The 20,930-nt window shown below is 71.4% G+C and carries 17 protein-coding genes; all 17 read right to left on the bottom strand.

The genetic code is table 11. From position 1 onward, the window contains the following. Positions 1–165 precede the first annotated feature (165 nt). The gene (locus tag AB0K43_RS14905) at positions 166–1,209 is read right to left on the bottom strand and encodes a 2-oxoacid:ferredoxin oxidoreductase subunit beta (protein ID WP_363639578.1); all 1,044 of its coding nucleotides are present in this window, start codon (positions 1,207–1,209) and stop codon (positions 166–168) included. Then, complete coding sequence (locus tag AB0K43_RS14900) at positions 1,206–3,170, bottom strand: 2-oxoacid:acceptor oxidoreductase subunit alpha (RefSeq protein ID WP_363639576.1); 1,965 nt, start codon at positions 3,168–3,170, stop codon at positions 1,206–1,208. Before AB0K43_RS14900 ends, AB0K43_RS14905 begins: the two co-directional genes overlap by 4 nt. A 201-nt stretch (positions 3,171–3,371) precedes the next feature. Beyond that, the gene (locus AB0K43_RS14895) at positions 3,372–4,031 is read right to left on the bottom strand and encodes a response regulator transcription factor (RefSeq protein WP_363639700.1); all 660 of its coding nucleotides are present in this window, start codon (positions 4,029–4,031) and stop codon (positions 3,372–3,374) included. A 143-nt stretch (positions 4,032–4,174) separates the two neighbouring features. Next, complete coding sequence (locus AB0K43_RS14890; protein WP_363639574.1) at positions 4,175–5,188, bottom strand: polyprenyl synthetase family protein; 1,014 nt, start codon at positions 5,186–5,188, stop codon at positions 4,175–4,177. Between the two features lie 159 nt (positions 5,189–5,347). Beyond that, positions 5,348–6,985 (bottom strand): NADH-quinone oxidoreductase subunit NuoN, encoded by a 1,638-nt coding sequence (gene nuoN, locus AB0K43_RS14885; RefSeq protein WP_363639572.1) that lies wholly within the window; start codon positions 6,983–6,985, stop codon positions 5,348–5,350. Then, positions 6,982–8,598, bottom strand: a complete 1,617-nt coding sequence (locus tag AB0K43_RS14880; protein ID WP_363639570.1) for an NADH-quinone oxidoreductase subunit M — start codon at positions 8,596–8,598, stop codon at positions 6,982–6,984. The genes nuoN and AB0K43_RS14880 overlap by 4 nt, the downstream gene beginning before the upstream one ends. Positions 8,599–8,771: 173 nt before the next feature. Beyond that, positions 8,772–10,667 (bottom strand): NADH-quinone oxidoreductase subunit L, encoded by a 1,896-nt coding sequence (gene nuoL, locus AB0K43_RS14875; protein WP_363639568.1) that lies wholly within the window; start codon positions 10,665–10,667, stop codon positions 8,772–8,774. 14 nt (positions 10,668–10,681) lie between these two features. Then, positions 10,682–10,981, bottom strand: a complete 300-nt coding sequence (gene nuoK, locus AB0K43_RS14870; protein ID WP_035798594.1) for an NADH-quinone oxidoreductase subunit NuoK — start codon at positions 10,979–10,981, stop codon at positions 10,682–10,684. After that, on the bottom strand, positions 10,978–11,862 hold the full coding sequence (locus AB0K43_RS14865; protein WP_363639566.1) for an NADH-quinone oxidoreductase subunit J: 885 nt from the start codon (positions 11,860–11,862) through the stop codon (positions 10,978–10,980). The genes nuoK and AB0K43_RS14865 overlap by 4 nt, the downstream gene beginning before the upstream one ends. Continuing rightward, complete coding sequence (gene nuoI / locus AB0K43_RS14860; protein ID WP_363639564.1) at positions 11,859–12,452, bottom strand: NADH-quinone oxidoreductase subunit NuoI; 594 nt, start codon at positions 12,450–12,452, stop codon at positions 11,859–11,861. The genes AB0K43_RS14865 and nuoI overlap by 4 nt, the downstream gene beginning before the upstream one ends. Positions 12,453–12,458: 6 nt before the next feature. Further along, complete coding sequence (gene nuoH, locus AB0K43_RS14855; protein ID WP_363639562.1) at positions 12,459–13,781, bottom strand: NADH-quinone oxidoreductase subunit NuoH; 1,323 nt, start codon at positions 13,779–13,781, stop codon at positions 12,459–12,461. After that, positions 13,781–16,222: an NADH-quinone oxidoreductase subunit G gene (locus tag AB0K43_RS14850; RefSeq protein ID WP_363639560.1), complete on the bottom strand. Its 2,442-nt coding sequence runs from the start codon at positions 16,220–16,222 to the stop codon at positions 13,781–13,783. The genes nuoH and AB0K43_RS14850 overlap by 1 nt, the downstream gene beginning before the upstream one ends. After that, positions 16,219–17,577, bottom strand: a complete 1,359-nt coding sequence (gene nuoF / locus AB0K43_RS14845; RefSeq protein ID WP_363639558.1) for an NADH-quinone oxidoreductase subunit NuoF — start codon at positions 17,575–17,577, stop codon at positions 16,219–16,221. Before nuoF ends, AB0K43_RS14850 begins: the two co-directional genes overlap by 4 nt. After that, positions 17,577–18,317, bottom strand: a complete 741-nt coding sequence (gene nuoE / locus AB0K43_RS14840; protein WP_363639556.1) for an NADH-quinone oxidoreductase subunit NuoE — start codon at positions 18,315–18,317, stop codon at positions 17,577–17,579. Before nuoE ends, nuoF begins: the two co-directional genes overlap by 1 nt. Then, positions 18,314–19,639 carry an NADH-quinone oxidoreductase subunit D gene (locus AB0K43_RS14835; RefSeq protein WP_363639555.1) on the bottom strand — a complete coding sequence of 442 codons (1,326 nt, stop codon included), beginning with the start codon at positions 19,637–19,639 and terminating at the stop codon, positions 18,314–18,316. The genes nuoE and AB0K43_RS14835 overlap by 4 nt, the downstream gene beginning before the upstream one ends. After that, a complete protein-coding gene (locus tag AB0K43_RS14830; RefSeq protein ID WP_363639553.1) occupies positions 19,639–20,358 on the bottom strand; it encodes an NADH-quinone oxidoreductase subunit C in 720 nt (239 codons plus the stop codon). Before AB0K43_RS14830 ends, AB0K43_RS14835 begins: the two co-directional genes overlap by 1 nt. Next, positions 20,355–20,909, bottom strand: a complete 555-nt coding sequence (locus tag AB0K43_RS14825; RefSeq protein ID WP_363639551.1) for an NADH-quinone oxidoreductase subunit B family protein — start codon at positions 20,907–20,909, stop codon at positions 20,355–20,357. The genes AB0K43_RS14830 and AB0K43_RS14825 overlap by 4 nt, the downstream gene beginning before the upstream one ends. Positions 20,910–20,930: the final 21 nt, after the last annotated feature.

The raw sequence follows: 20,930 nt of genomic DNA, 5'->3' as shown, positions 1-20,930 counted from the left end.
CTGACCGGCCGTTCGCCGGGGCGGTGGGTCCACTATCGGCAACCGCGGGGCCCGGCCGGCGGGCGACACCCTCGGCCTGCGGCGCGGCTCCGCCGGATGGCCCCGGGACGGCCGGGAGCGCCCGGCCCAGGGGCCCGGCCGGGCGCTCGTCTGCCGCCGGCTCGGTCAGCCGACCGTCCAGGTGTCGCTGCCGTGCAGCAGGGCGGTGAGCCCGCCCGGGCCGCGGTCGGCAGTGGCGCGCTCCAACTGCTCGGCCATCAGCGTGTCGTAGACCGGGCGCCGGACGTCGCGCAGGACGCCGATCGGGGTGTGGTGCAGGGTGTCGGCGTCGGCGAGCCGGGTGAGGGCGAAGGCGGTGGTGGGGTTGGCCGCGTGGGCGTCGTGCACCAGGATCCGCCCGTCGTCCGCCGCGGTGAGCTCGGTGACGGACAGTTCGCCGTCCGCCCCGCGCACCACCGCCTTGCCGGCGAAGGTGACCGGCTGCCCGTGTTCGAGGCGGATCAGCGCCTCGTCGCGGGTACCGGGCTCCTTGAGGACCTCGAAGGCGCCGTCGTTGAAGATGTTGCAGTTCTGGTAGATCTCCACCAGCGCGGTGCCCTCGTGCTCGGCCGCCGCCCGCAGCACGGACTGCAGGTGCTGGCGGTCGGAGTCGATGGTGCGGGCGACGAAGGTGGCCTCGGCGCCGATCGCCAGCGAGAGCGGGTTGAACGGCGCGTCCAGCGAGCCCATCGGGGTGGACTTGGTGATCTTCCCCAGCTCGCTGGTCGGCGAGTACTGCCCCTTGGTGAGGCCGTAGATCCGGTTGTTGAAGAGCAGGATCTTCAGGTTGACGTTGCGCCGCAGCGCGTGGATCAGGTGGTTGCCGCCGATCGAGAGGGCGTCGCCGTCACCGGTGACCACCCAGACCGACAGGTCGGGGCGGGAGGCGGCCAGCCCGGTGGCGATCGCCGGGGCACGGCCGTGGATGGAGTGCATCCCGTAGGTGTTCATGTAGTACGGGAACCGCGAGGAGCAGCCGATCCCGGAGACGAAGACGGTGTTCTCCCGCCGGATGCCCAGCTCGGGCATGAAGGCCTGGACGGCGGCGAGGATCGCGTAGTCGCCGCAGCCCGGGCACCAGCGGACCTCCTGGTCGGTCTTGAAGTCCTTGGCGCTCTGCGGGCCGTCGGCCTTGGGGACCAGCTCCAGGGAGCGGAAGGGTGCGGTCACTGCTGGTCTCCTTCGAGCGTTCCGATCGCGGCGAGCAGCACGTCCGCCAGCTGGGCCGCCTTGAAGGGGAGTCCGCGGACCTGGTTGTAGGACTGCGCGTCGACGAGGTAGCGGGCGCGCAGCAGCAGGGCCAGCTGCCCGAGGTTCATCTCGGGGACGATGACCTTCTCGTACGAGCGCAGGACCGCGCCGAGGTTGGCCGGGAACGGGTTGAGGTGGCGCAGGTGGGCCTGGGCCACCGTGGCGCCGTCGGCGCGAAGCCGGCGCACGGCGGCGGTGATCGGGCCGTAGGTGGAGCCCCAGCCCAGCACCAGCACCCGGGCGTCGTGGTCCGGGTCGTCCACATCGAGGTCGGGGACGGTGATCCCGTCGATCTTGGCCTGGCGGGTGCGGACCATGAAGTCGTGGTTGGCCGGGTCGTAGGAGATGTTGCCGGTGCCGTCCTGCTTCTCGATCCCGCCGATGCGGTGTTCGAGGCCGGGCGTGCCGGGCACCGCCCACGGGCGGGCCAGGGTCTGCGGGTCGCGCTTGTAGGGCCAGAAGGCGGGCGAGCCGTCCGGCAGCACGTGGTTCGGGCCGGCGGCGAACTCCACGGCGAGGTCGGGGAGTTCGTCGACCGACGGGATCCGCCAGGGCTCCGAGCCGTTGGCCAGGTAGCCGTCCGAGAGCAGGAACACCGGGGTGCGGTAGGTGATCGCGATCCGGGCCGCCTCCAGCGCCGCGTCGAAGCACTCGGCGGGGGTCGCCGGGGCCACGATCGGCACCGGCGCCTCGCCGTTGCGTCCGAACATCGCCTGCAGCAGGTCGGCCTGCTCGGTCTTGGTGGGCAGCCCGGTGGAGGGGCCGCCGCGCTGGATGTCCACCACCAGCAGGGGCAGTTCGAGGGAGACCGCGAGGCCGATGGTCTCCGACTTCAGCGCCACCCCGGGCCCGGAGGTGGTGGTGACGCCGAGCGCCCCGCCGAACGCCGCCCCGAGCGCGGCGCCGATGCCGGCGATCTCGTCCTCCGCCTGGAAGGTCCGCACCCCGAAGTTCTTGTGCCGGCTCAGCTCGTGCAGGATGTCCGAGGCCGGGGTGATCGGGTACGAGCCGAGGAACAGCGGCAGCCCGGAGCGTTCGCCCGCCGCGATCAGGCCGTAGGACAGCGCCAGGTTCCCGGAGATGTTGCGGTAGGTGCCGGCCGGCAGCCGGGCGGGCGGGATCTCGTAGGAGACGGCGAAGTCCTCGGTGGTCTCGCCGAAGTTCCAACCGGCCTTGAACGCGGTGATATTGGCCTCGGCGATGGCGGGCTTCTTGGCGAACTTCTGCCGTAGGAAGGCCTCGGTGCCGTGGGTGGGGCGGTGGTACATCCAGGACAGCAGGCCGAGGGCGAACATGTTCTTCGCCCGCTCGGCGTCCTTGCGGGCCAGGCCGCTGTCCTTGAGCGCTTCCAGGGTGAGCGTGGTCAGCGGCACCCGGTGCAGGTGGTAGGCGTCCAGCGAGCCGTCACCGAGCGGGTCGGCGCCGTAGCCGACCTTCGCCAGGGCCCGCTTGGTGAACTCGTCGGTATTCACGATGATCTCCGCGCCACGCGGCAGATCGGCAAGATTGGCCTTCAGTGCGGCCGGGTTCATCGCCACCAGGACGTTCGGCGCGTCGCCCGGAGTCAGAATGTCATGATCGGCAAAGTGCAACTGGAAACTCGACACACCGGGGAGCGTCCCGGCGGGGGCCCGGATCTCGGCCGGGAAGTTCGGCAGGGTGGAGAGGTCGTTCCCGAAGGACGCCGTCTCCGAGGTGAAGCGGTCACCCGTGAGCTGCATTCCGTCGCCGGAGTCACCCGCGAAACGGATGATCACCCGATCCAGACGCCGGATCGGCTTGGCGGGTCTTGCGCCGACACCGGACCGGGTGGCGGACTCCGGTCCGTCCTCCCCGTCCGATCCGTCCACTGCTGCTGACTGATCGACCTGACTGGTCACTGCCGCGGACCTCCTCGTGGCGCCAGCCGCGGGCGTGAGCCGTGTGCCCCGTCCGCCTGGTGCACCGAATCGCATCCTAAGCGGGCCGGGGCCGGCGGGAGGGGAACTCGGACTCATGGGGCGCCCCGGCTCGCCCGGATGCCTCGCCTCCGCTTGCGGCGGCGCCCGGGGCCGCTCCGGGGGGCCGCGGGCACCCGCAGGTCAGGAGTTCAGATAGGTCAGCACGGCCAGCACCCGGCGGTGGTCGGCCGGGCTCTGGGCCAGGCCCAGCTTCAGGAAGATGTTGGACACGTGCTTCTCCACCGCGCCGTCCGAGACCACCAGGCGACGGGCGATCGCGGTGTTCGTCCGGCCCTCCGCCATCAGGCCCATCACCTCGCGCTCGCGCGGGGTGAGGCCGGCCAGCACGTCACCCTTACGGCTGCGGCTGAGGAGCTGCTGCACCACCTCCGGGTCCAGCGCCGTCCCGCCCTCGGCCACCCGCACCACCGCGTCCACGAACTCCCGGACCTCGGCCACCCGGTCCTTCAGCAGGTACCCGACACCACGGGTGGAGCCCGCCAGCAGCTCGCCCGCGTAGCGCTCCTCCACGTACTGGGAGAGCACCAGCACGCCCAGGCCGGGGTGGAGGCCGCGCAGCGTGACGCAGGCGCGGACGCCCTCGTCGGTGTGGGTCGGGGGCATCCGGACGTCCGCCACCACGACGTCCGGGAGCTCACCGGCGGTGGCCAGGTCGTGGACGGTCCTCAGCAGCGCCTCGCCGTCACCGACGCCGGCCACCACCTCCAGGCCCCGGTCGGTGAGCAGACGGGTCAGGCCCTCCCGCAGGAGTACGGAGTCCTCGGCGATGACGACGCGCAGCATGATGGGGAAGGCCCTTCCAGACAGCCGGATCTTGATCGACCCGAACAGTCTCGCGCATCCCCGGCGGGCACCGGCCCGGAACGGCCGACCCGGGGGGCGGACCGACCCGGCAGCGGACCGACCCGACCGCGGGCGCCCGGCTACATGGTGCGGATGGCGACCGTGTCGCAGAGCTCCTGCAGGGCGGCCTTCGCCGGGCAGTCCGGCAGCGGGTCGAGCAGGGCGCGGGCCTCCTCGGCGTAGCGCAGCGTCTCGCGGCGGGCCCGCTCCAGCGCCGGGTGGCGCCGCAGCAGCCGCAGCGCCTCGGCGTGGGCGGCGTCGTCGGCGGCGAGGTCGGTGTCGAGCAGCTCGCGCAGCCGGATGTCCTCGGCGTCCGTCGGGTCGGCCGGGAGCTGACGGAGCAGCAGGACCGGCAGGGTGGGGACGCCTTCGCGCAGGTCGGTGCCGGGGGTCTTGCCGGACTCGTGGCCGTCGCTGGCGATGTCCAGGACGTCGTCGGCCAGCTGGAAGGCGGTGCCGATCCGCTCGCCGTACTGGGTGAGGCTGTCCACCACCCAGCGCTCGGCGCCGGCCATCAGCGCGCCGAAGCGGCAGGAGACGGCGACCAGCGAGCCGGTCTTGCCGGCGATGACGTCCAGGTAGTGCTGGAGCTCGTCGTCACCGGGCCGGGGGCCGGCGGTCTCCAGGATCTGGCCGGTGACCAGCCGCTCGAAGGCGTCGGACTGGATCCGGACCGCCTCCGGACCGAGGTCGGCGAGCACCTGGGAGGCGCGGGAGAAGAGGAAGTCACCGGTGAGGATGGCGACCGAGTTGTCCCAGCGGGAGTTGGCGCTCGGGGCGCCGCGCCGCACGGGCGCCTCGTCCATCACGTCGTCGTGGTACAGCGTGGCGAGGTGGGTCAGCTCGACCACCACGGCGGCCGGCACCACACCGGGGGCGTTCGGGTCGCCGAACTGGGCGGCCAGCATGACCAGCAGCGGGCGGAAGCGCTTGCCGCCGGCCTCGATCAGGTGGCTGGCGGTGATCGTGATGAACGGGACCTCGCTCTTGACGGCCTCGACCAGCGAGGCCTCCACGGCGTCCATTCCGGCCCGGACGTCGCGGGTCAGATCGCGGTCCTGCACGCTCAGCCCGAAGGGCCCCACGACGGTCACGAAGACCACTCCTGTCCCTGGTCGATCAAGCGGGCTGGTCCCTGCGCCCCGCCGTTACACGTACAGGCAGCGTATCCGGTCGGGAGTGGATCACTGCACGGGCGGGGCCCACGACGGTCGGTCGTGGGCCCCGGACGCACGCGGCTGGGGTGCTGCGGTCTAGCGGACGAAGACCGAGGCCTTCGAGGCCAGGTCGAGGAAGTACTGCGGGAGCAGGCCGAGCCCGAGCGTGACCAGCACCCCGACACCGATCGCGGTGGCGGTGAGCGGGCTGGGCACGGTGACGGCGGGGCCGTTGGGCTGCGGGTCGGAGAAGAACATCAGCACGATGACCCGGATGTAGAAGAAGGCCGCGACCGCCGAGCTGAGCACACCGACGATCACCAGCGGGGTGGCCCCGCCGGCCGCGGCGGCCTGGAAGACCGCGAACTTCCCGGTGAAGCCACTGGTGAGCGGGATGCCGGCGAAGGCCAGCAGGAAGAGCGCGAAGACCGCGGCCACCAGCGGCGAGCGCCGCCCGAGGCCGGCCCAGCTGGAGAGGTGGGTGGCCTCGCCCTTGGAGTCGCGGACCAGGGTCACCACGGCGAAGGCGCCGAGGGTGACGAAGGAGTAGGCGAGCAGGTAGAAGAGGACGGCCCCGAGGCCCTGCCGGCTGGTGGCGATCAGGCCGGTCAGGATGAAGCCGGCGTGGGCGATCGAGGAGTACGCCAGCAGCCGCTTCACGTCCTGCTGGGTGACCGCGAGGATCGCGCCGACCACCATGGTGAGAATCGCCACACCCCACATGACGGGCCGCCAGTCCCAGCGCAGGCCGGGGAAGGCCACGTAGAACAGCCGCAGGAAGGCACCGAAGGCGGCCGTCTTGGTGGCCGCGGCCATGAAGCCGGTGACCGGGGTGGGCGCGCCCTGGTACACGTCCGGGGTCCAGGAGTGGAACGGCACCGCGCCGACCTTGAACAGCAGGCCGACCGAGACCATCGCCAGGCCGATCAGCAGCAGCGCGTCGTTCTGGGTCGTGGTGGCCAGCGCCGGGGTGACCGGGGCGACGCCGGAGACCACGTCCGCGATGTCGCCGAGCTGGACGCTGCCCGCGTAGCCGTAGAGCAGGGCGGTGCCGAACAGGAAGAAGGCCGAGGCGAACGCGCCGAGCAGGAAGTACTTGACCGCCGCCTCCTGGGAGAGCAGCCGGCGCCGCCGGGCCAGGGCGCAGAGCAGGTAGAGCGGGAGGGAGAACACCTCCAGCGCCACGAACATGGTCAGCAGGTCGTTGGCGGCCGGGAAGAGCAGCATGCCGCCGACCGCGAACAGGGTGAGCGGGAAGACCTCGCTGGTCCGAAAGCCCGCCCGGGTCGCCTCGCGCTCCTGCTCGCCACCGGGGACGGCCGCGCCCTGGGCGGTGAAGGCGTCCACCCGGTTGCCGTTCAGCCGCGGCTCCAGCCGGCCCTCGGCGAAGGTGAGCACCGCCAGGATCGCGGTGAGCAGGATGACACCCTGGAGGAACAGCGCCGGGCCGTCGATCGCCACCGCGCCCATCGCCAGCAGGCCCGCCTTGGTGGTGGCGTGGCCCTGGGCGGCGAGCACGATCACCGCGGCGAAGGCGCCGGCGAGGCCGAGCAGGGCGATCACCAGCTGAGCACCGTGCCGCTGCCGGCGGGGCAGGAAGGCCTCCGCGAGGATGCCGACCAGGGCCGCGCCGAAGACCACCAGCATCGGTGAGAGCTGGCCGTACTCGATGTGCGGAGCCGGGATGCTGGGGCTGTTGCCGCCCGCGGCGGCCAGCCAGTGGATGGCGCTCACTCGTGCTCACCTCCGGTGGTGGCGGCGACCGGGTGGGCCGGTGCCGGGTCGGTCTGGTGGACCTGCGACAGCGTGGCGTCCACCGCCGGGTTGACGATGTCGGTGAGCGGCTTGGGGTAGACGCCGAGCAGGATGGTCAGCGCCACCAGCGGGGCGACCACGGCCAGTTCGCGCAGCTTCAGGTCGTGCAGGTGGCGCACACCCTCCTTGACCGGGCCGGTCATGGTGCGCTGGTAGAGCACCAGGGCGTAGAGCGCGGCCAGCACGATGCCGAAGGTGGCGATGATGCCGATCACCGGGTAGCGCGAGAAGGTGCCCACCAGGACCAGGAACTCGCTGACGAACGGGGCGAGTCCGGGCAGCGACAGGGTGGCCAGGCCGCCGATCAGGAAGGTGCCGGCCAGCACCGGGGCGACCTTCTGGACGCCGCCGTAGTCCGCGATCAGGCGCGAGCCCCGGCGGGAGATCAGGAAGCCGGCCACCAGCATCCACGCGGCGGTGGAGATGCCGTGGTTGACCATGTAGAGGGTGGCACCGGTCTGGCCCTGGCTGGTCATCGCGAAGATGCCCATGATGATGAAGCCGAAGTGCGAGATCGAGGCGTAGGCGACCAGCCGCTTGATGTCCTTCTGGCCGACGGCCAGCAGCGCGCCGTAGACGATGGAGACCAGCGAGAGCACCATGATCGCCGGGGCGAAGGTCTTCGAGGCGTCCGGGAAGAGCCCGAGGCAGAACCGCAGCATCGCGAAGGTGCCGACCTTGTCGACCACCGCGGTGATCAGGACGGCGGTGCCGGCGGTGGCCTCGCCCATCGCGTTCGGAAGCCAGGTGTGCAGCGGCCACAGCGGGGCCTTCACCGCGAAGGCGAAGAAGAAGCCGAGGAACAGCGCCTTCTGCGCGACCGGGTCGATCACCAGCTTGCCGTCCGCGATGGCCCCGGTCAGGGTCTGCAGGTCGAAGGTGGCGAAGCCCTGGCCCTGCCCGATCACGTACAGCCCGATCACGGCGGCCAGCATGATCAGGCCGCCGAGCAGGTTGTAGAGCAGGAACTTCACGGCCGCGTACGAGCGCTGGGCCGCCGAGTCGGGGCCGCCCGCCCGGTCGCCGAAGCCGCCGATCAGGAAGTACATCGGGATCAGCATGGCTTCGAAGAAGACGTAGAACAGGAAGACGTCGGTGGCCAGGAAGGAGACGATCACCATCGCCTCCACCGCCAGGATCAGGGCGAAGAAGCCCTGGGTCCGGCGGCGGTTCTCGAACGTGCCCTCCGGGGATTCCGCGGGATCGGCTTCGTGCCAGGAGGCGAGCATCACCAGCGGCACCAGGACTGCGGTCAGCAGGGTCAGCACCGCGCCGATGCCGTCCACCCCGAGCGAGAAGCTGATGCCGAAGGAGCGGATCCAGCTGTGGGACTCGGTCAGCTGGTAGCGCGCCCCGCCCGGCTCGAACCTGGCGGCCACCAGGGCGGTGAGCGCCAGGGTGGCCGCCGAGACGGCGATCGCGACGGTCTTGGCGGTCCGGCGGCGGGCGTCGGTGCTGCCGGCCGGCAGCGCGGCGGTCAGCACCGCGCCGGCGGCGGGGACGGCACAGGTGGCGGTCAGCAGGTAGCTCATGGCCGTCCTCCCACCGGAACACGCCCGCGCAGCGGGCACACGCGCCGAGCCGACGAGCGCGCCGGTGCCGAGAGCGAGGAGCGACGAGCGACCGACGGAGGAAGGGGTGCCGGAGCGACGACTGTCGTCACCGGGCCTGAGCGCTCGGGGGCGAGCGCGCGAGTCACAGTCATCTAGACCGACCTCATCAGGAGAGTGGTGGCGACCAGCACCAGCGTGCCGCCGAACATGGAGAGCGCGTACGAGCGCACGAACCCGGTCTGCATCCGGCGCAGCCGTCCGGAGAGCCCGCCGATGGTGGCGGCCAGCCCGTTGACGAAGCCGTCCACCGCCTTGCTGTCGAAGAAGACCAGCGAGGCGACCAGGCCGGTGCCCGGGCGGACCAGCACCGCGTGGTTGATCTCGTCCTGCATCAGGTCGCGCCGGGCGGCCCTGGTGAGCAGCGAGCCCACCGGCGGGGTGACCGGGACGGGCGAGCGGCCGTACATCAGGTACGAGACGGCCACGCCGACCACCATCAGGGCGGTGGTGATCAGGGTGACGGTCAGCGGGGTCAGCGGGGAGTTGCCCTCCGCGTGGCCGGTGACCGGCTCCAGCCAGTTGACGAAGGAGTCGCCGAGGGTGAAGAGGCCGCCCGCGAAGACCGAGCCGAAGGCCAGGACGATCATCGGCAGCGTCATGGTGGACGGCGACTCGTGCGGGTGCGGGTCGTGGCCCTCGGCGTCCGGCTGCCAGCGCCGCTCGCCGAAGAAGGTCAGCAGCATCACCCGGGTCATGTAGAACGCGGTGACGGCGGCGCCGATCAGCGCGCAGGTGCCGAGGATCCAGCCCTCGGTGCCGCCCTTGGCGAAGGCCGCCTCGATGATCTTGTCCTTGGAGAAGAAGCCGGACAGACCGGGGAAGCCGATGATCGCCAGGTAGCCCAGGCCGAAGGTGACGAAGGTGATCGGCATGAACTTGCGCAGGCCGCCGAAGTGACGCATGTTCACCTCGTCGTTCATGCCGTGCATGACCGAGCCGGCGCCGAGGAAGAGCCCGGCCTTGAAGAAGCCGTGGGTCACCAGGTGCATGATCGCGAAGGCGTAGCCGATCGGGCCGAGACCGGCCGCCAGGATCATGTAGCCGATCTGCGACATGGTCGAGCCGGCCAGCGCCTTCTTGATGTCGTCCTTGGCGCAACCGACGATCGCACCGTAGAGCAGGGTGACCGTGCCGACCACCACCACGACCAGCTGCGCGTCCGGCGCCAGGTTGAAGATCGCCGAGGAGCGGGTGATCAGGTAGACGCCGGCGGTGACCATGGTGGCGGCGTGGATCAGGGCCGAGACCGGGGTCGGGCCCTCCATCGCGTCACCGAGCCAGGACTGCAGCGGCACCTGGGCCGACTTGCCGCAGGCCGCCAGCAGCAGCATCAGGCCGATCGCGGTGAGCCGCCCCTCGTTCGCCTGGCCCGCGGCGCCGAAGACCGGCCCGAAGGTGAAGCTGCCGAAGGTGGTGAACATCAGCATGATCGCGATCGACAGGCCCAGGTCGCCGACCCGGTTGACCAGGAAGGCCTTCTTGGCCGCGGTGGCCGCGGCGGGCTTGTGCTGCCAGAAGCCGATCAAGAGGTACGAGGCCAGGCCCACGCCCTCCCACCCGACGTACAGCAGCAGGTAGTTGTCGGCCAGCACCAGCAGCAGCATGGCCGCCAGGAACAGGTTGAGGTAGCCGAAGAAGCGCCGGCGGCGCTCGTCGTGCGCCATGTAACCCACCGAGTAGAGGTGGATCAGGGTGCCGACGCCGGAGATCAGCAGCACGAAGACGATGGACAGCTGGTCGAGCTGGAAGGCGACGTCGGCCTGGAAGCCGTTCACCGGGATCCAGCTGAACAGCGTCTCGTGCAGCGTCCGGTCGTCGCCCGGGCGGCCGAGCAGGTCGGCGAAGAGCGCGAGGCCGAAGCCGAAGGAGACGGCGGCCAGCAGCGTGGCCAGCCAGTGGCCGAAGCGGTCCAGCCGGCGCCCGCCGAGCAGCAGCAGGGCAGCACCGGCCAGCGGGGCCGCCACGAGCAGCGGAATGAGAGAGTTCACCGAAGGCCCTCCGCCTACAGCTTCATCAGGTTGCTGTCATCGACCGAAGCCGAGTGCCTGGTCCGGAAGATGGACACGATGATCGCCAGTCCGACCACGACCTCGGCCGCGGCGACCACCATGGTGAAGAACGCGATGATCTGGCCGTCCAGGTTGCCGTGCAGCCGGGAGAAGGTGACCAGCGCCAGGTTCGAGGCGTTGAGCATCAGCTCCACGCACATGAACAGCACGATCGCGTTCCGCCGGATCAGCACTCCGGACGCACCGATGGTGAACAGCAGGGCGGCGAGGTAGAGGTAGTTGACGGGGTTCACTCCGTCTCCTCCTTCACGTCCGTGGCTGGCGCGGGCTTGGCGGGCGCGGGCTTGGTGGGCACGGTCTCCAGCTCCTTGCGCGGGCCGGCGACCGGCGGCCGCGCGGAGGACGGGCGGCCCAGCCAGTCGGCGGTGCTCTCCTCCAGCTCGGCCATCCGCTCCAGCATCGGCCGGCTGACGTCGCGGATCTGGCCGCGCTCGCGCAGGGTGGCCATCACCGAGTCCTCGGAGATGGTGCCGTCCGGCAGCAGGGCCGGGATGTCCACCGCGTTGTGCCGCGCGTACACGCCCGGGGCGGGCATCGGCGGCAGCTGGATGTTGTCGCGCACCCGCAGGGCCGCCAGCTCGCGCTGGGTGGCCGCCGGCCGGACCCGCTCGCGGTGGGTCAGCACCATGGCGCCGATCGCGGCCGTGATCAGCAGCGCGCCGGTGACCTCGAAGGCCCAGACGTACTTGGTGAAGATCAGCCGGGCCAGACCCTGGACGTTGCCCTCGGCGTTGGCCTCGGTCAGTCCGGTGAAGTGGTCGAGCTTCGCGTTGGCGATCCCCGCGATCAGCAGCACCCCGAAGCCGAGGCCGCAGACCACCGCGGCGATCCGCTGGCCCTTGAGCTGCTCCTTCAGCGAGTCCGCCGAGGTGACGCCGACCAGCATCACCACGAACAGGAAGAGCATCATGATCGCGCCGGTGTAGACGACGATCTGCACCACGCCCAGGAACACCGCGCCCTGGGCCAGGTAACAGACCGCCAGCGCCAGCATGGTGGCGGCCAGGCAGAGCGCGCTGTGCACCGCCTTCTTCATCAGCAGCATGCCCAGTGCGCCGCCGACGGCGATCACGGCGAGGACCCAGAACTGGACGGCCTCTCCGGTGGAGGTCATGACTGCACCTCCTTCTCGCGGCTCTCGGGGTCGGTGCGCTCCTGCTGGACGGTGCCGGGGGCGGCCGCGGTGATCTCACCGCGGTAGTACGCGCCCTCGTCGGCGCCGGGGAAGATCGAGTGCGGCGAGTCGACCATGCCCTCGGTCAGCCCGACCAGCAGCTGCTCCTTGGTGAAGATCAGGTCGGCCCGGCTGGAGTCGGCCAGCTCGTACTCGTTGGTCATGGTCAGCGCGCGGGTCGGGCAGGCCTCGATGCACAGCCCGCACAGGATGCAGCGGGCGTAGTTGATCTGGTAGACCGCGCCGTAGCGCTCACCGGGCGAGTAGCGCTCCTCCTCGGTGTTGTCCGCGCCCTCGACGTAGATGGCGTCGGCCGGGCAGGCCCAGGCGCACAGCTCGCAGCCGACGCACTTCTCCAGGCCGTCCGGGTGCCGGTTCAGCTGGTGGCGGCCGTGGAAGCGCGGGGCGGTGGGCTTCTTCTGCTCCGGGTACTGCTCGGTCAGCCGCTTCTTGAACATGGCCTGGAAGGTCACGCCGAAGCCGGCGGCCGGGCCAAGGATCGACGGCTTGTCAGCGCTCTTGTCCGACATCTCGGTTCAGCTCCCTTCGGAATGGTCGGCCCCGTTGAGGGCGTCCTGCAGTTGCGGGGTCCGGCTGGGCCGGCGCGGCACCGGGGGGAGCTCCTGGCCGGGCAGCGGGGGCACCGGGTAGCCGCCCGCCATCGGGTCGAAGGCCTCCGGCGCCGGCCCGGCCGCGGGCTCGGGCTTGCGCCGGATCACGTCCCGCACCAGGGCGAGCAGCAGCAGCACCGCGATCGGCGCGCCGACGTAGAGCACCACCTTGCCGAAGTCGTACCCCTCGTTGCGCAGCGCCCGGACGCTGGCCACCATCACCAGCCAGACCAGCGAGACCGGGATCAGCACCTTCCAGCCCAGCTTCATGAACTGGTCGTAGCGCAGCCGGGGCAGCGTGCCGCGGAGCCAGATGAAGAAGAACAGCAGCAGCTGGATCTTGATGGTGATCCAGAGCAGCGGCCACCAGCCGTGGTTCGCCCCCTCCCAGAAGGTGGAGATCGGCCACGGGGCCCGCCAGCCGCCCAGGAAGAGGGTGGACGCCACCGCCGAGACGGTGACCATGTTGACGTACTCGGCCAGCATGAACATCGCGAACTTCAGCGAGCTGTACTCGGTGTTGAAGCCGCCGACCAGCTCGCCCTCGGCCTCCGGGAGGTCGAACGGCGCCCGGTTGGTCTCGCCGACCATCGCGATGATGTACACGATGAACGACACCGGCAGCAGCACCGCGAACCAGGTCGGCTGCTGCGAGGCGACGATCTCCGAGGTCGACATCGAACCCGAGTAGATGAACACCGCCGCGAAGGACAGGCCCATCGCGATCTCGTACGAGATCATCTGCGCGGCCGAGCGCACCCCGCCGAGCAGCGGGTAGGTGGAGCCGGAGGACCAGCCGGCCAGCACGATGCCGTAGATGCCGATCGAGGCGGTCGCCAGGATGTAGAGCAGGGCGATCGGCAGGTCGGTGAGCTGCATCGGGGTCCGGGTGCCGAAGATCGAGATCTCGTCGCCGGCCGGGCCGAAGGGGATCACCGCGAAGGCCATGAAGGCCGGGATGGCGCTGACGATCGGAGCCAGGATGTAGACCGCCTTGTCGGCGCCCTTCACCACCAGGTCCTCCTTCAGCGCCAGCTTGACGCCGTCGGCCAGCGACTGGAGCAGGCCCCACGGACCGTGCCGGTTGGGGCCGATCCGCAGCTGCATCCAGGCGACGACCTTGCGCTCCCAGACGATCGCGATCAGCACCGTGAGGACCAGGAAGGCGAAGACGAAGACCGCCTTCAGCAGCACCAACCACCAGGGGTCACGGCCGAAGAATCCCAGGGTCTCGTAGGCAGCAAGCATCACGCCTCCTCGGCCGCGGTGATGGTGACCAGGTGGCCGACGGTGGTGCCGAGCGCGCGGTGGGCGCCGCCCGGGGTGGAGTTGAGCGGCAGCCAGACCGTGCGGTCGGGCAGCTCCTGGTTGAGCTCCAGCGGCAGCACCAGCGAGCCGGCCGGACCGGTGATCCGCACGCTCCGCTCGGCGCCGATCTCCTTGGCGGTCACCGGCGACAGCCTGGCCACCGCCGGGTGCCGGGTGCCCGCCAGGTGCGGATCGCCCTGCTGGAGCGAGCCGTTGTCCAGCAGCAGCCGGTGGCCCGCCAGCACGGCCTGGCCGGCGGTCGGGCGCGGCAGCGGGTCCGGGTGGACGGCCGGCGCGGTCGGGCGGTCGCCCTGCCACGGGGCGAAACGGTCCAGCTCGAACCGGGCCGCCCGCACGTCGGGCAGGCCCAGCGGGCGGCCGAACGCCTCCGCCAGCATGTTCAGCACCCTGACGTCCGAGTGCAGTTGGCGCTGCATCAGCTGGTCCGCCTTGAGCGCCGGCTCGAACATCCGGACCCGGCCCTCCCAGTCCAGGAAGGTGCCGGCCTTCTCGGCCACCGCGGCCACCGGCAGCACCACGTCGGCGTGCTCGGTGACGGCGGACGGCCGCAGCTCCAGCGAGAGCACGAAGGAGGCCCTGGTCAGCGCCTCCTCGGCGAGCGCCGGATCCGGCAGGTCGTCCAGGCCGACCCCGCCGAGCACCAGCGCCGTCAGGTCGCCCCGCACGGTCGCGGCCAGCATCTGGTCGGTGTCCCGGCCGAGCCGCACCGGCAGGTCGGACACCCCCCACAGCTCGGCCGCCTCGGCCCGCGCGGCCGGTACGGACACCGCCCGGCCACCGGGCAGCAGCCCCGGCAGCGCCCCGGCCTCGACCGCACCCCGCTCGCCCGCCCGGCGCGGCACCCAGGCCAGCTCGGCCCCGGTCACCGCGGCCAGCCGCAGCGCGGCGGAGAGCCCGCCCGGGACGGCGGCCAGCCGCTCGCCCACCAGGATCACGGCGCCCGGGCTGCGCAGCTGGTCGGCGGCCCGGCCGGCGTCGTCCGCCAGCACATCGTCGCCGGCCAGCGCCGTCAGCCACTCCGCCTCGGTGCCGGGCGCGGCCGGCAGCAGCGCGCCGTGCAGCTTGCCCAGGCCCCGCGTGGCGTGCGAGGCGATCGCGTAGACCTTGAGACCGGCGGCCCGGTTGGCCTTGCGCAGCCGCAGGAAGACGATCGGCGCCTCCTCCTCGGGCTCCAGCCCGGCCAGCAGCACCGCGGGGGCCGCCTCCAGCGCCGCGTACGAGACGCCCTCGCCGTCCAGGTCGACCCCGCGGCCGGCGACGGCGGCGGCCAGGAAGTCCGCCTCCTCACCGCTGTGCGGGCGGGCCCGGAAGTCCACGTCGTTGGTGCCCAGCACCACCCGGGCGAACTTGGCGTAGCCGTAGGCGTCCTCGACCGTCACCCGGCCGCCGGTGAGCACCCCGGCACGGGCGCCGCGCAGTCCCTCGGCGGCGGCGGCGAGCGCCTCGGACCAGGAGGCGGGGACGAGTTCACCGCTCGGGTCGCGGACCAGCGGGGTGGCCAGCCGGTCGCGCTGCTGCGCGTAGCGGAAGGCGAACCGGCCCTTGTCGCAGTTCCACTCCTCGTTGATCTCCGGCTCGTTGCCCGCCAGCCGGCGCAGCACCTTGCCGCGCCGGTGGTCGGTGCGCTGGCCGCAGCCGGCCGAGCAGTGCTCGCACACGCTGGGCGAGGAGACCAGGTCGAACGGCCGGGAGCGGAACCGGTAGGCGGCCGAGGTGAGCGCGCCGACCGGGCAGATCTGGATGGTGTTGCCGGAGAAGTACGACCGGAACTCGTCGCCCTCACCGGTGCCGACCTGCTGCAGCGCGCCGCGCTCGACCAGGTCGATGAACGGGTCGCCGGCGATCTCCTGGGAGAACCGGGTGCAGCGGGCGCACAGCACGCAGCGCTCGCGGTCCAGCAGCACCTGGGTGGAGATCGGCACCGGCTTCTCGTAGGTCCGCTTCATCCCCTCGAAGCGGGAGTCCGCGCCGCCGGTGGACATCGCCTGGTTCTGCAGCGGGCACTCGCCGCCCTTGTCGCAGACCGGGCAGTCCAGCGGGTGGTTGATCAGCAGCAGCTCCATCACGCCGCGCTGCGCCTTCTCGGCGACCGGCGAGCTGACCTGGGTGCGGACCACCATGCCCTCGGCCACCGGGATGGTGCACGAGGCGACCGGCTTGCGCTGGCCCTCGACCTCCACGATGCACTGCCGGCAGGCCCCGGCCGGGGCGAGCAGCGGGTGGTCGCAGAAGCGCGGGATCTGGGTGCCGATCTGTTCGGCGGCGCGGATCACCAGGGTGCCCTTGGGCACCTGGACCTCGACGCCGTCGATGGTGAGCGTGACCAGCTCCACCTGGGTGGAGGGCTCAGTGATCGTCACGCGTGCACCTCCCTCTCGGTGGCGGAATCGTGGGCGGGCGACCGGTCGGCCCACACCGTGGCGGCGGCCGGGTCGAAGGGGCAGCGGCGCTCGGCGATGTGCTGCTCGTACTCGGCGCGGAAGTGCTGGAGCGAGGAGACGATCGGGCTGGCGGCGCCGTCGCCGAGCGCGCAGAAGGACTTGCCGTTGATGTTGTCGGCGATGTCCAGCAGCTTCTCCAGGTCACCGTCGACGCCCTGGCCGGCCTCGATCCGCTTCAGCAGTTGGACCAGCCAGTAGGTGCCCTCCCGGCAGGGGGTGCACTTGCCGCAGGACTCGTGGGCGTAGAACTCCGTCCACCGGGTGACCGCCCGCACCACGCAGGTGGTCTCGTCGAAGACCTGCAGCGCCTTGGTGCCGAGCATCGAGCCGGCCGCGCCGACCCCCTCGTAGTCGAGCGGGACGTCGAGGTGCTGGTCGGTGAACATCGGGGTGGAGGAGCCGCCCGGGGTCCAGAACTTCAGCCGGTGGCCGGCCCGGACGCCGCCGCTGATGTCCAGCAGCTGGCGCAGCGTCACACCGAGCGGCGCCTCGTACTGGCCCGGGTTGGTGACGTGGCCGGACAGCGAGTACAGCGTGAAGCCCGGGGACTTCTCGGTGCCCAGCGACTTGAACCAGTCCTTGCCGCGGGCCAGGATCGGCGGCACCGAGGCGATCGACTCGACGTTGTTGACCACGGTCGGGCAGGCGTACAGACCGGCGATGGCCGGGAACGGGGGCCGCAGCCGCGGTTGGCCGCGGCGGCCCTCCAGCGAGTCCAGCAGCGCGGTCTCCTCGCCGCAGATGTACGCCCCGGCGCCCGCGTGCACGGTGATGTCGAGGTCGACCCCGGAGCCGAGGATGTCCTTGCCGAGGAAGCCGGCCTGGTAGGCCTCGGCGACCGCGGCGTGCAGCCGGCGCAGCACCGGGACCACCTCGCCGCGCAGGTAGATGAAGGCGTGGTCGCAGCGGATCGCGTAGGACGCGATGATCATGCCCTCGATCAGGCTGTGCGGGTTGGCGAAGAGCAGCGGGATGTCCTTGCAGGTGCCCGGCTCGGACTCGTCCGCGTTGACCACCAGGTAGTGCGGCTTGCCGTCGTTCTGCGGGATGAACTGCCACTTCATGCCGGTCGGGAAGCCGGCCCCGCCGCGGCCGCGCAGGCCGGAGTCCTTGACCAGCGCGATCACGTCGTCCGGCGGCATGGCGAGGGCGGCCCGCAGCCCCTCGTACCCCTCGTGCCGGCGGTAGGTTTCCAAGGTCCAGGGGCGGACGTCGTCCCAGGAGGCGGAGAGGACCGGTGAGAGGAGCTTCTCGGCCGGCTCGGCGGAGGTCATCACGCTTCCGTCCCTTCGTGCCGGGGGGCGACCACCTTGGTGCCCGGGGTGCCGGGCAGGGCCTCGCCCTTGGCCAGCCGGAGCCCGGCCAGCGAGGGCGCGCCACCGGCGCCGGAGTCGTCGACCGCGCCGGCGCGCTCGTCGGGGAAACCGGCCAGGATCCGGGAGGTCTCCCGGAAGGAGCAGAGCCGGGCGCCCCGGGTGGGCATCGGCTGCTGGCCGGCCCGCAGGTCGTCGACCAGCTGCCGGGCGCTCTCGGGCGTCTGGTTGTCGAAGAACTCCCAGTTGACCATCACCACGGGGGCGTAGTCGCAGGCCGCGTTGCACTCGATGTGCTCGATCGAGATCTCGCCGTCGGCGGTGGTCTCGTTGTTGCCGACGCCCAGGTGCTCCTGGAGCTCGGCGAAGATCTGGTCGCCGCCGAGCACCGCGCAGAGCGTGTTGGTGCAGACCCCGACGTGGTACTTCCCGGCGGGGCGCCGCCGGTACATCGTGTAGAAGGTCGCGACCGCGGTCACCTCGGCGGTGGTCAGGTCGAGCTGCTCGGCGCAGAAGCGGATGCCGGTCGGGCTGACGAAGCCCTCCTCGGCCTGCACCAGGTGCAGCAGCGGGAGCAGCGCGGAGCGGGCGACCGGGTAGCGGTCGATCAGCTCGCGGGCGTCCGAGGCGAGGCGCTCGCGCACCTCGGCCGGGTACGGCACGGCCGGCATCGCCGGCAGACCGAGTTCTACGTTGGTCACCGGTCCACGCCTCCCATCACCGGGTCGATCCCGGCCACCGCGACGATCACGTCGGCGACCTGGCCGCCCTCGCACATCGCCGCCATCGTCTGCAGGTTGGTGAACGACGGGTCGCGGAAGTGGACCCGGTAGGGCCGGGTGCCACCGTCGCTCACCACGTGCACCCCGAGCTCCCCCTTGGGCGACTCGACCGCCGTGTACGCCTGGCCGACCGGGACCCGGAAGCCCTCGGTGACCAGCTTGAAGTGGTGGATCAGGGCCTCCATCGAGGTGCCCATGATGGTGCGGATGTGGTCGAGCGAGTTGCCCATGCCGTCCGGGCCGACGGCCAGTTGGGCCGGCCAGGCGATCTTCTTGTCGGCCACCATCACCGGGCCGGGCTTCAGCCGGTCCAGGCACTGCTCGGCGATCCGCAGCGACTGCCGCATCTCCTCCAGGCGGATCAGGAACCGCCCGTAGGAGTCCGCGGTATCGGCGACCGCCACCTCGAAGTCGTAGTTCTCGTAGCCGCAGTACGGGTCGGACTTGCGCAGGTCGTGCGGCAGGCCGGTGGCCCGCAGGATCGGGCCGGTGGCGCCGAGCGCCAGACAGCCGGCCAGGTCCAGGTGGCCGACGTCGACCAGCCGGGCCTTGAACACCGGGTTGTCGGTGGCCAGTTTGTCGTACTCGTGCATCCGCGAGCGGAGCAGTTTGATGCCCTCGCGGACCTGGTCGACGGCGCCGGGCGGGAGGTCCTGGGCCAGGCCGCCGGGGCGGACGTAGGCGTGGTTCATCCGCAGGCCGGTGACCAGTTCGAAGATGTCGAGGATGACCTCGCGGTCCCGGAAGCCGTAGATCATCAGGGTGGTGGAGCCGATCTCCATGCCGCCGGTGGCCAGCGCCACCAGGTGCGAGGAGATCCGGTTGAGCTCCATCATCAGCACCCGGATCACGGTCGCCCGGTCCGGGACCTGGTCGGTGATCCCGAGCAGCTTCTCCACCGCGAGGCAGTACGCGGTCTCGTTGAACAGCGGGGTCAGGTAATCCATCCGGGTGACGAAGGTGGTGCCCTGGACCCAGTTGCGGAACTCCATGTTCTTCTCGATGCCGGTGTGCAGGTAGCCGATGCCGCAGCGGGCCTCGGTCACCGTCTCACCGTCGATCTCCAGGATCAGCCGCAGCACGCCGTGGGTGGACGGGTGCTGGGGGCCCATGTTGACGATGATCCGCTCGTCGTCGGCACGGCCGACGGCCTCGACCACCTCGCCCCAGTCGCCGCCGGTGACGGTGAACACCCGCCCCTCGGTGGTCTCGCGCGCACCTGCTTCATAGTGAGTGGTCATCAGCTGTACGACCTCCGCTGGTCGGGCGCCGGGATCTGGGCGCCCTTGTACTCGACGGGGATGCCGCCGAGCGGGTAGTCCTTGCGCTGCGGGTGGCCCAGCCAGTCGTCCGGCATCATGATCCGGGTCAGCGCGGGGTGGCCCTCGAAGACCAGGCCGAAGAAGTCGTAGGTCTCCCGCTCGTGCCAGTCGTTGGTCGGGTAGACGCTGACCACGGACGGGATCCGCGGGTCGGCGTCGGGCGCGGTGACCTCCAGCCGCAGCAGCCGGCCGTGGGTGATCGAGCGCAGGTGGTACACCGCGTGCAGCTCGCGGCCCTGGTCGCTCGGGTAGTGCACGCCGCTCACCCCGAGGCACAGCTCGTAGCGCAGCGCCGGGTCGTCGCGCAGGGTGCGGACGGCGCGCAGCAGGTGCTCGCGGCTGATGTGGAAGGTGAGTTCACCCCGGTCCACCACGGTCTTCTCGATCACCTCGGCCGGGTCGAGCCCCTGCTCCTCCAGGGCCCCCTCCAGCTCGTCGGCCACCTCGTCGAAGCCGTGCCCGTACGGGCGCACGCTCGCCGGGGGCAGCGCGATCGGGGCGGAAAGGCCGCCGAAGCCGGAGGTGTCGCCGGTGCCGTGGGCACCGAACATGCCCTGCCGGCGGCCGACCACCTCGACCGGCAGCTCGGTGCGCTGCGGCTCCTTGCGGGAGGCCGGGACGGTGCTGTCGTCGCTCATCGCAGCAGCCCGCCCATCTCGCTGGTCGGGGTGGCGTGCAGGGCGACCTGCTCCGCCTCCTCCTGCGCCCGGACCTTGTTGACCCCGAGCTTCTCGTGCTGGATCTTGTCGTGCAGCTTGATGATCGCGTCCAGCAGCATCTCCGGGCGGGGCGGGCAGCCCGGGAGGTAGATGTCGACCGGCACGATGTGGTCGACGCCCTGCACGATGGCGTAGTTGTTGAACATGCCGCCGGAGGAGGCGCAGACGCCCATCGAGATGACCCACTTGGGGTTCGGCATCTGGTCGTACACCTGGCGCAGCACCGGGGCCATCTTCTGGCTCACCCGGCCCGCCACGATCATCAGATCGGCCTGCCGCGGCGAGCCGCGGAACACCTCCATGCCGAACCGGGCCAGGTCGTAGCGGCCCGCGCCGGTGGTCATCATCTCGATCGCGCAGCAGGCGAGCCCGAAGGTGGCGGGGAAGACAGACGCCTTCCGCACCCACCCGGCGGCGGCCTCGACGCTGGTGAGCAGAAAGCCGCTCGGCAGCTTCTCCTCGATTCCCATCAGTTCCCTCTCAATGCGATC

This window comes from Kitasatospora sp. NPDC049258 (assembly GCF_040678895.1).
In the GTDB taxonomy this organism is placed as follows: domain Bacteria; phylum Actinomycetota; class Actinomycetes; order Streptomycetales; family Streptomycetaceae; genus Kitasatospora.
The sequence above is the reverse complement of the archived record's forward strand: the minus strand, read 5'-3'. Positions and strand labels throughout refer to the sequence as shown.

Excerpts from the sequence above, each read along its gene's own strand:
- AB0K43_RS14825 (WP_363639551.1), bottom strand. The coding sequence starts at position 20,909 with ATGGGAATCGAGGAGAAGCTGCCGAGCGGCTTTCTGCTCACCAGCGTC.
- AB0K43_RS14880 (WP_363639570.1), bottom strand. The coding sequence starts at position 8,598 with ATGAGCTACCTGCTGACCGCCACCTGTGCCGTCCCCGCCGCCGGCGCG.
- nuoF (WP_363639558.1), bottom strand. The coding sequence starts at position 17,577 with ATGACCTCCGCCGAGCCGGCCGAGAAGCTCCTCTCACCGGTCCTCTCC.
- nuoH (WP_363639562.1), bottom strand. The coding sequence starts at position 13,781 with ATGCTTGCTGCCTACGAGACCCTGGGATTCTTCGGCCGTGACCCCTGG.
- AB0K43_RS14835 (WP_363639555.1), bottom strand. The coding sequence starts at position 19,639 with ATGACCACTCACTATGAAGCAGGTGCGCGCGAGACCACCGAGGGGCGG.
- AB0K43_RS14830 (WP_363639553.1), bottom strand. The coding sequence starts at position 20,358 with ATGAGCGACGACAGCACCGTCCCGGCCTCCCGCAAGGAGCCGCAGCGC.
- nuoI (WP_363639564.1), bottom strand. The coding sequence starts at position 12,452 with ATGTCGGACAAGAGCGCTGACAAGCCGTCGATCCTTGGCCCGGCCGCC.
- AB0K43_RS14865 (WP_363639566.1), bottom strand. The coding sequence starts at position 11,862 with ATGACCTCCACCGGAGAGGCCGTCCAGTTCTGGGTCCTCGCCGTGATC.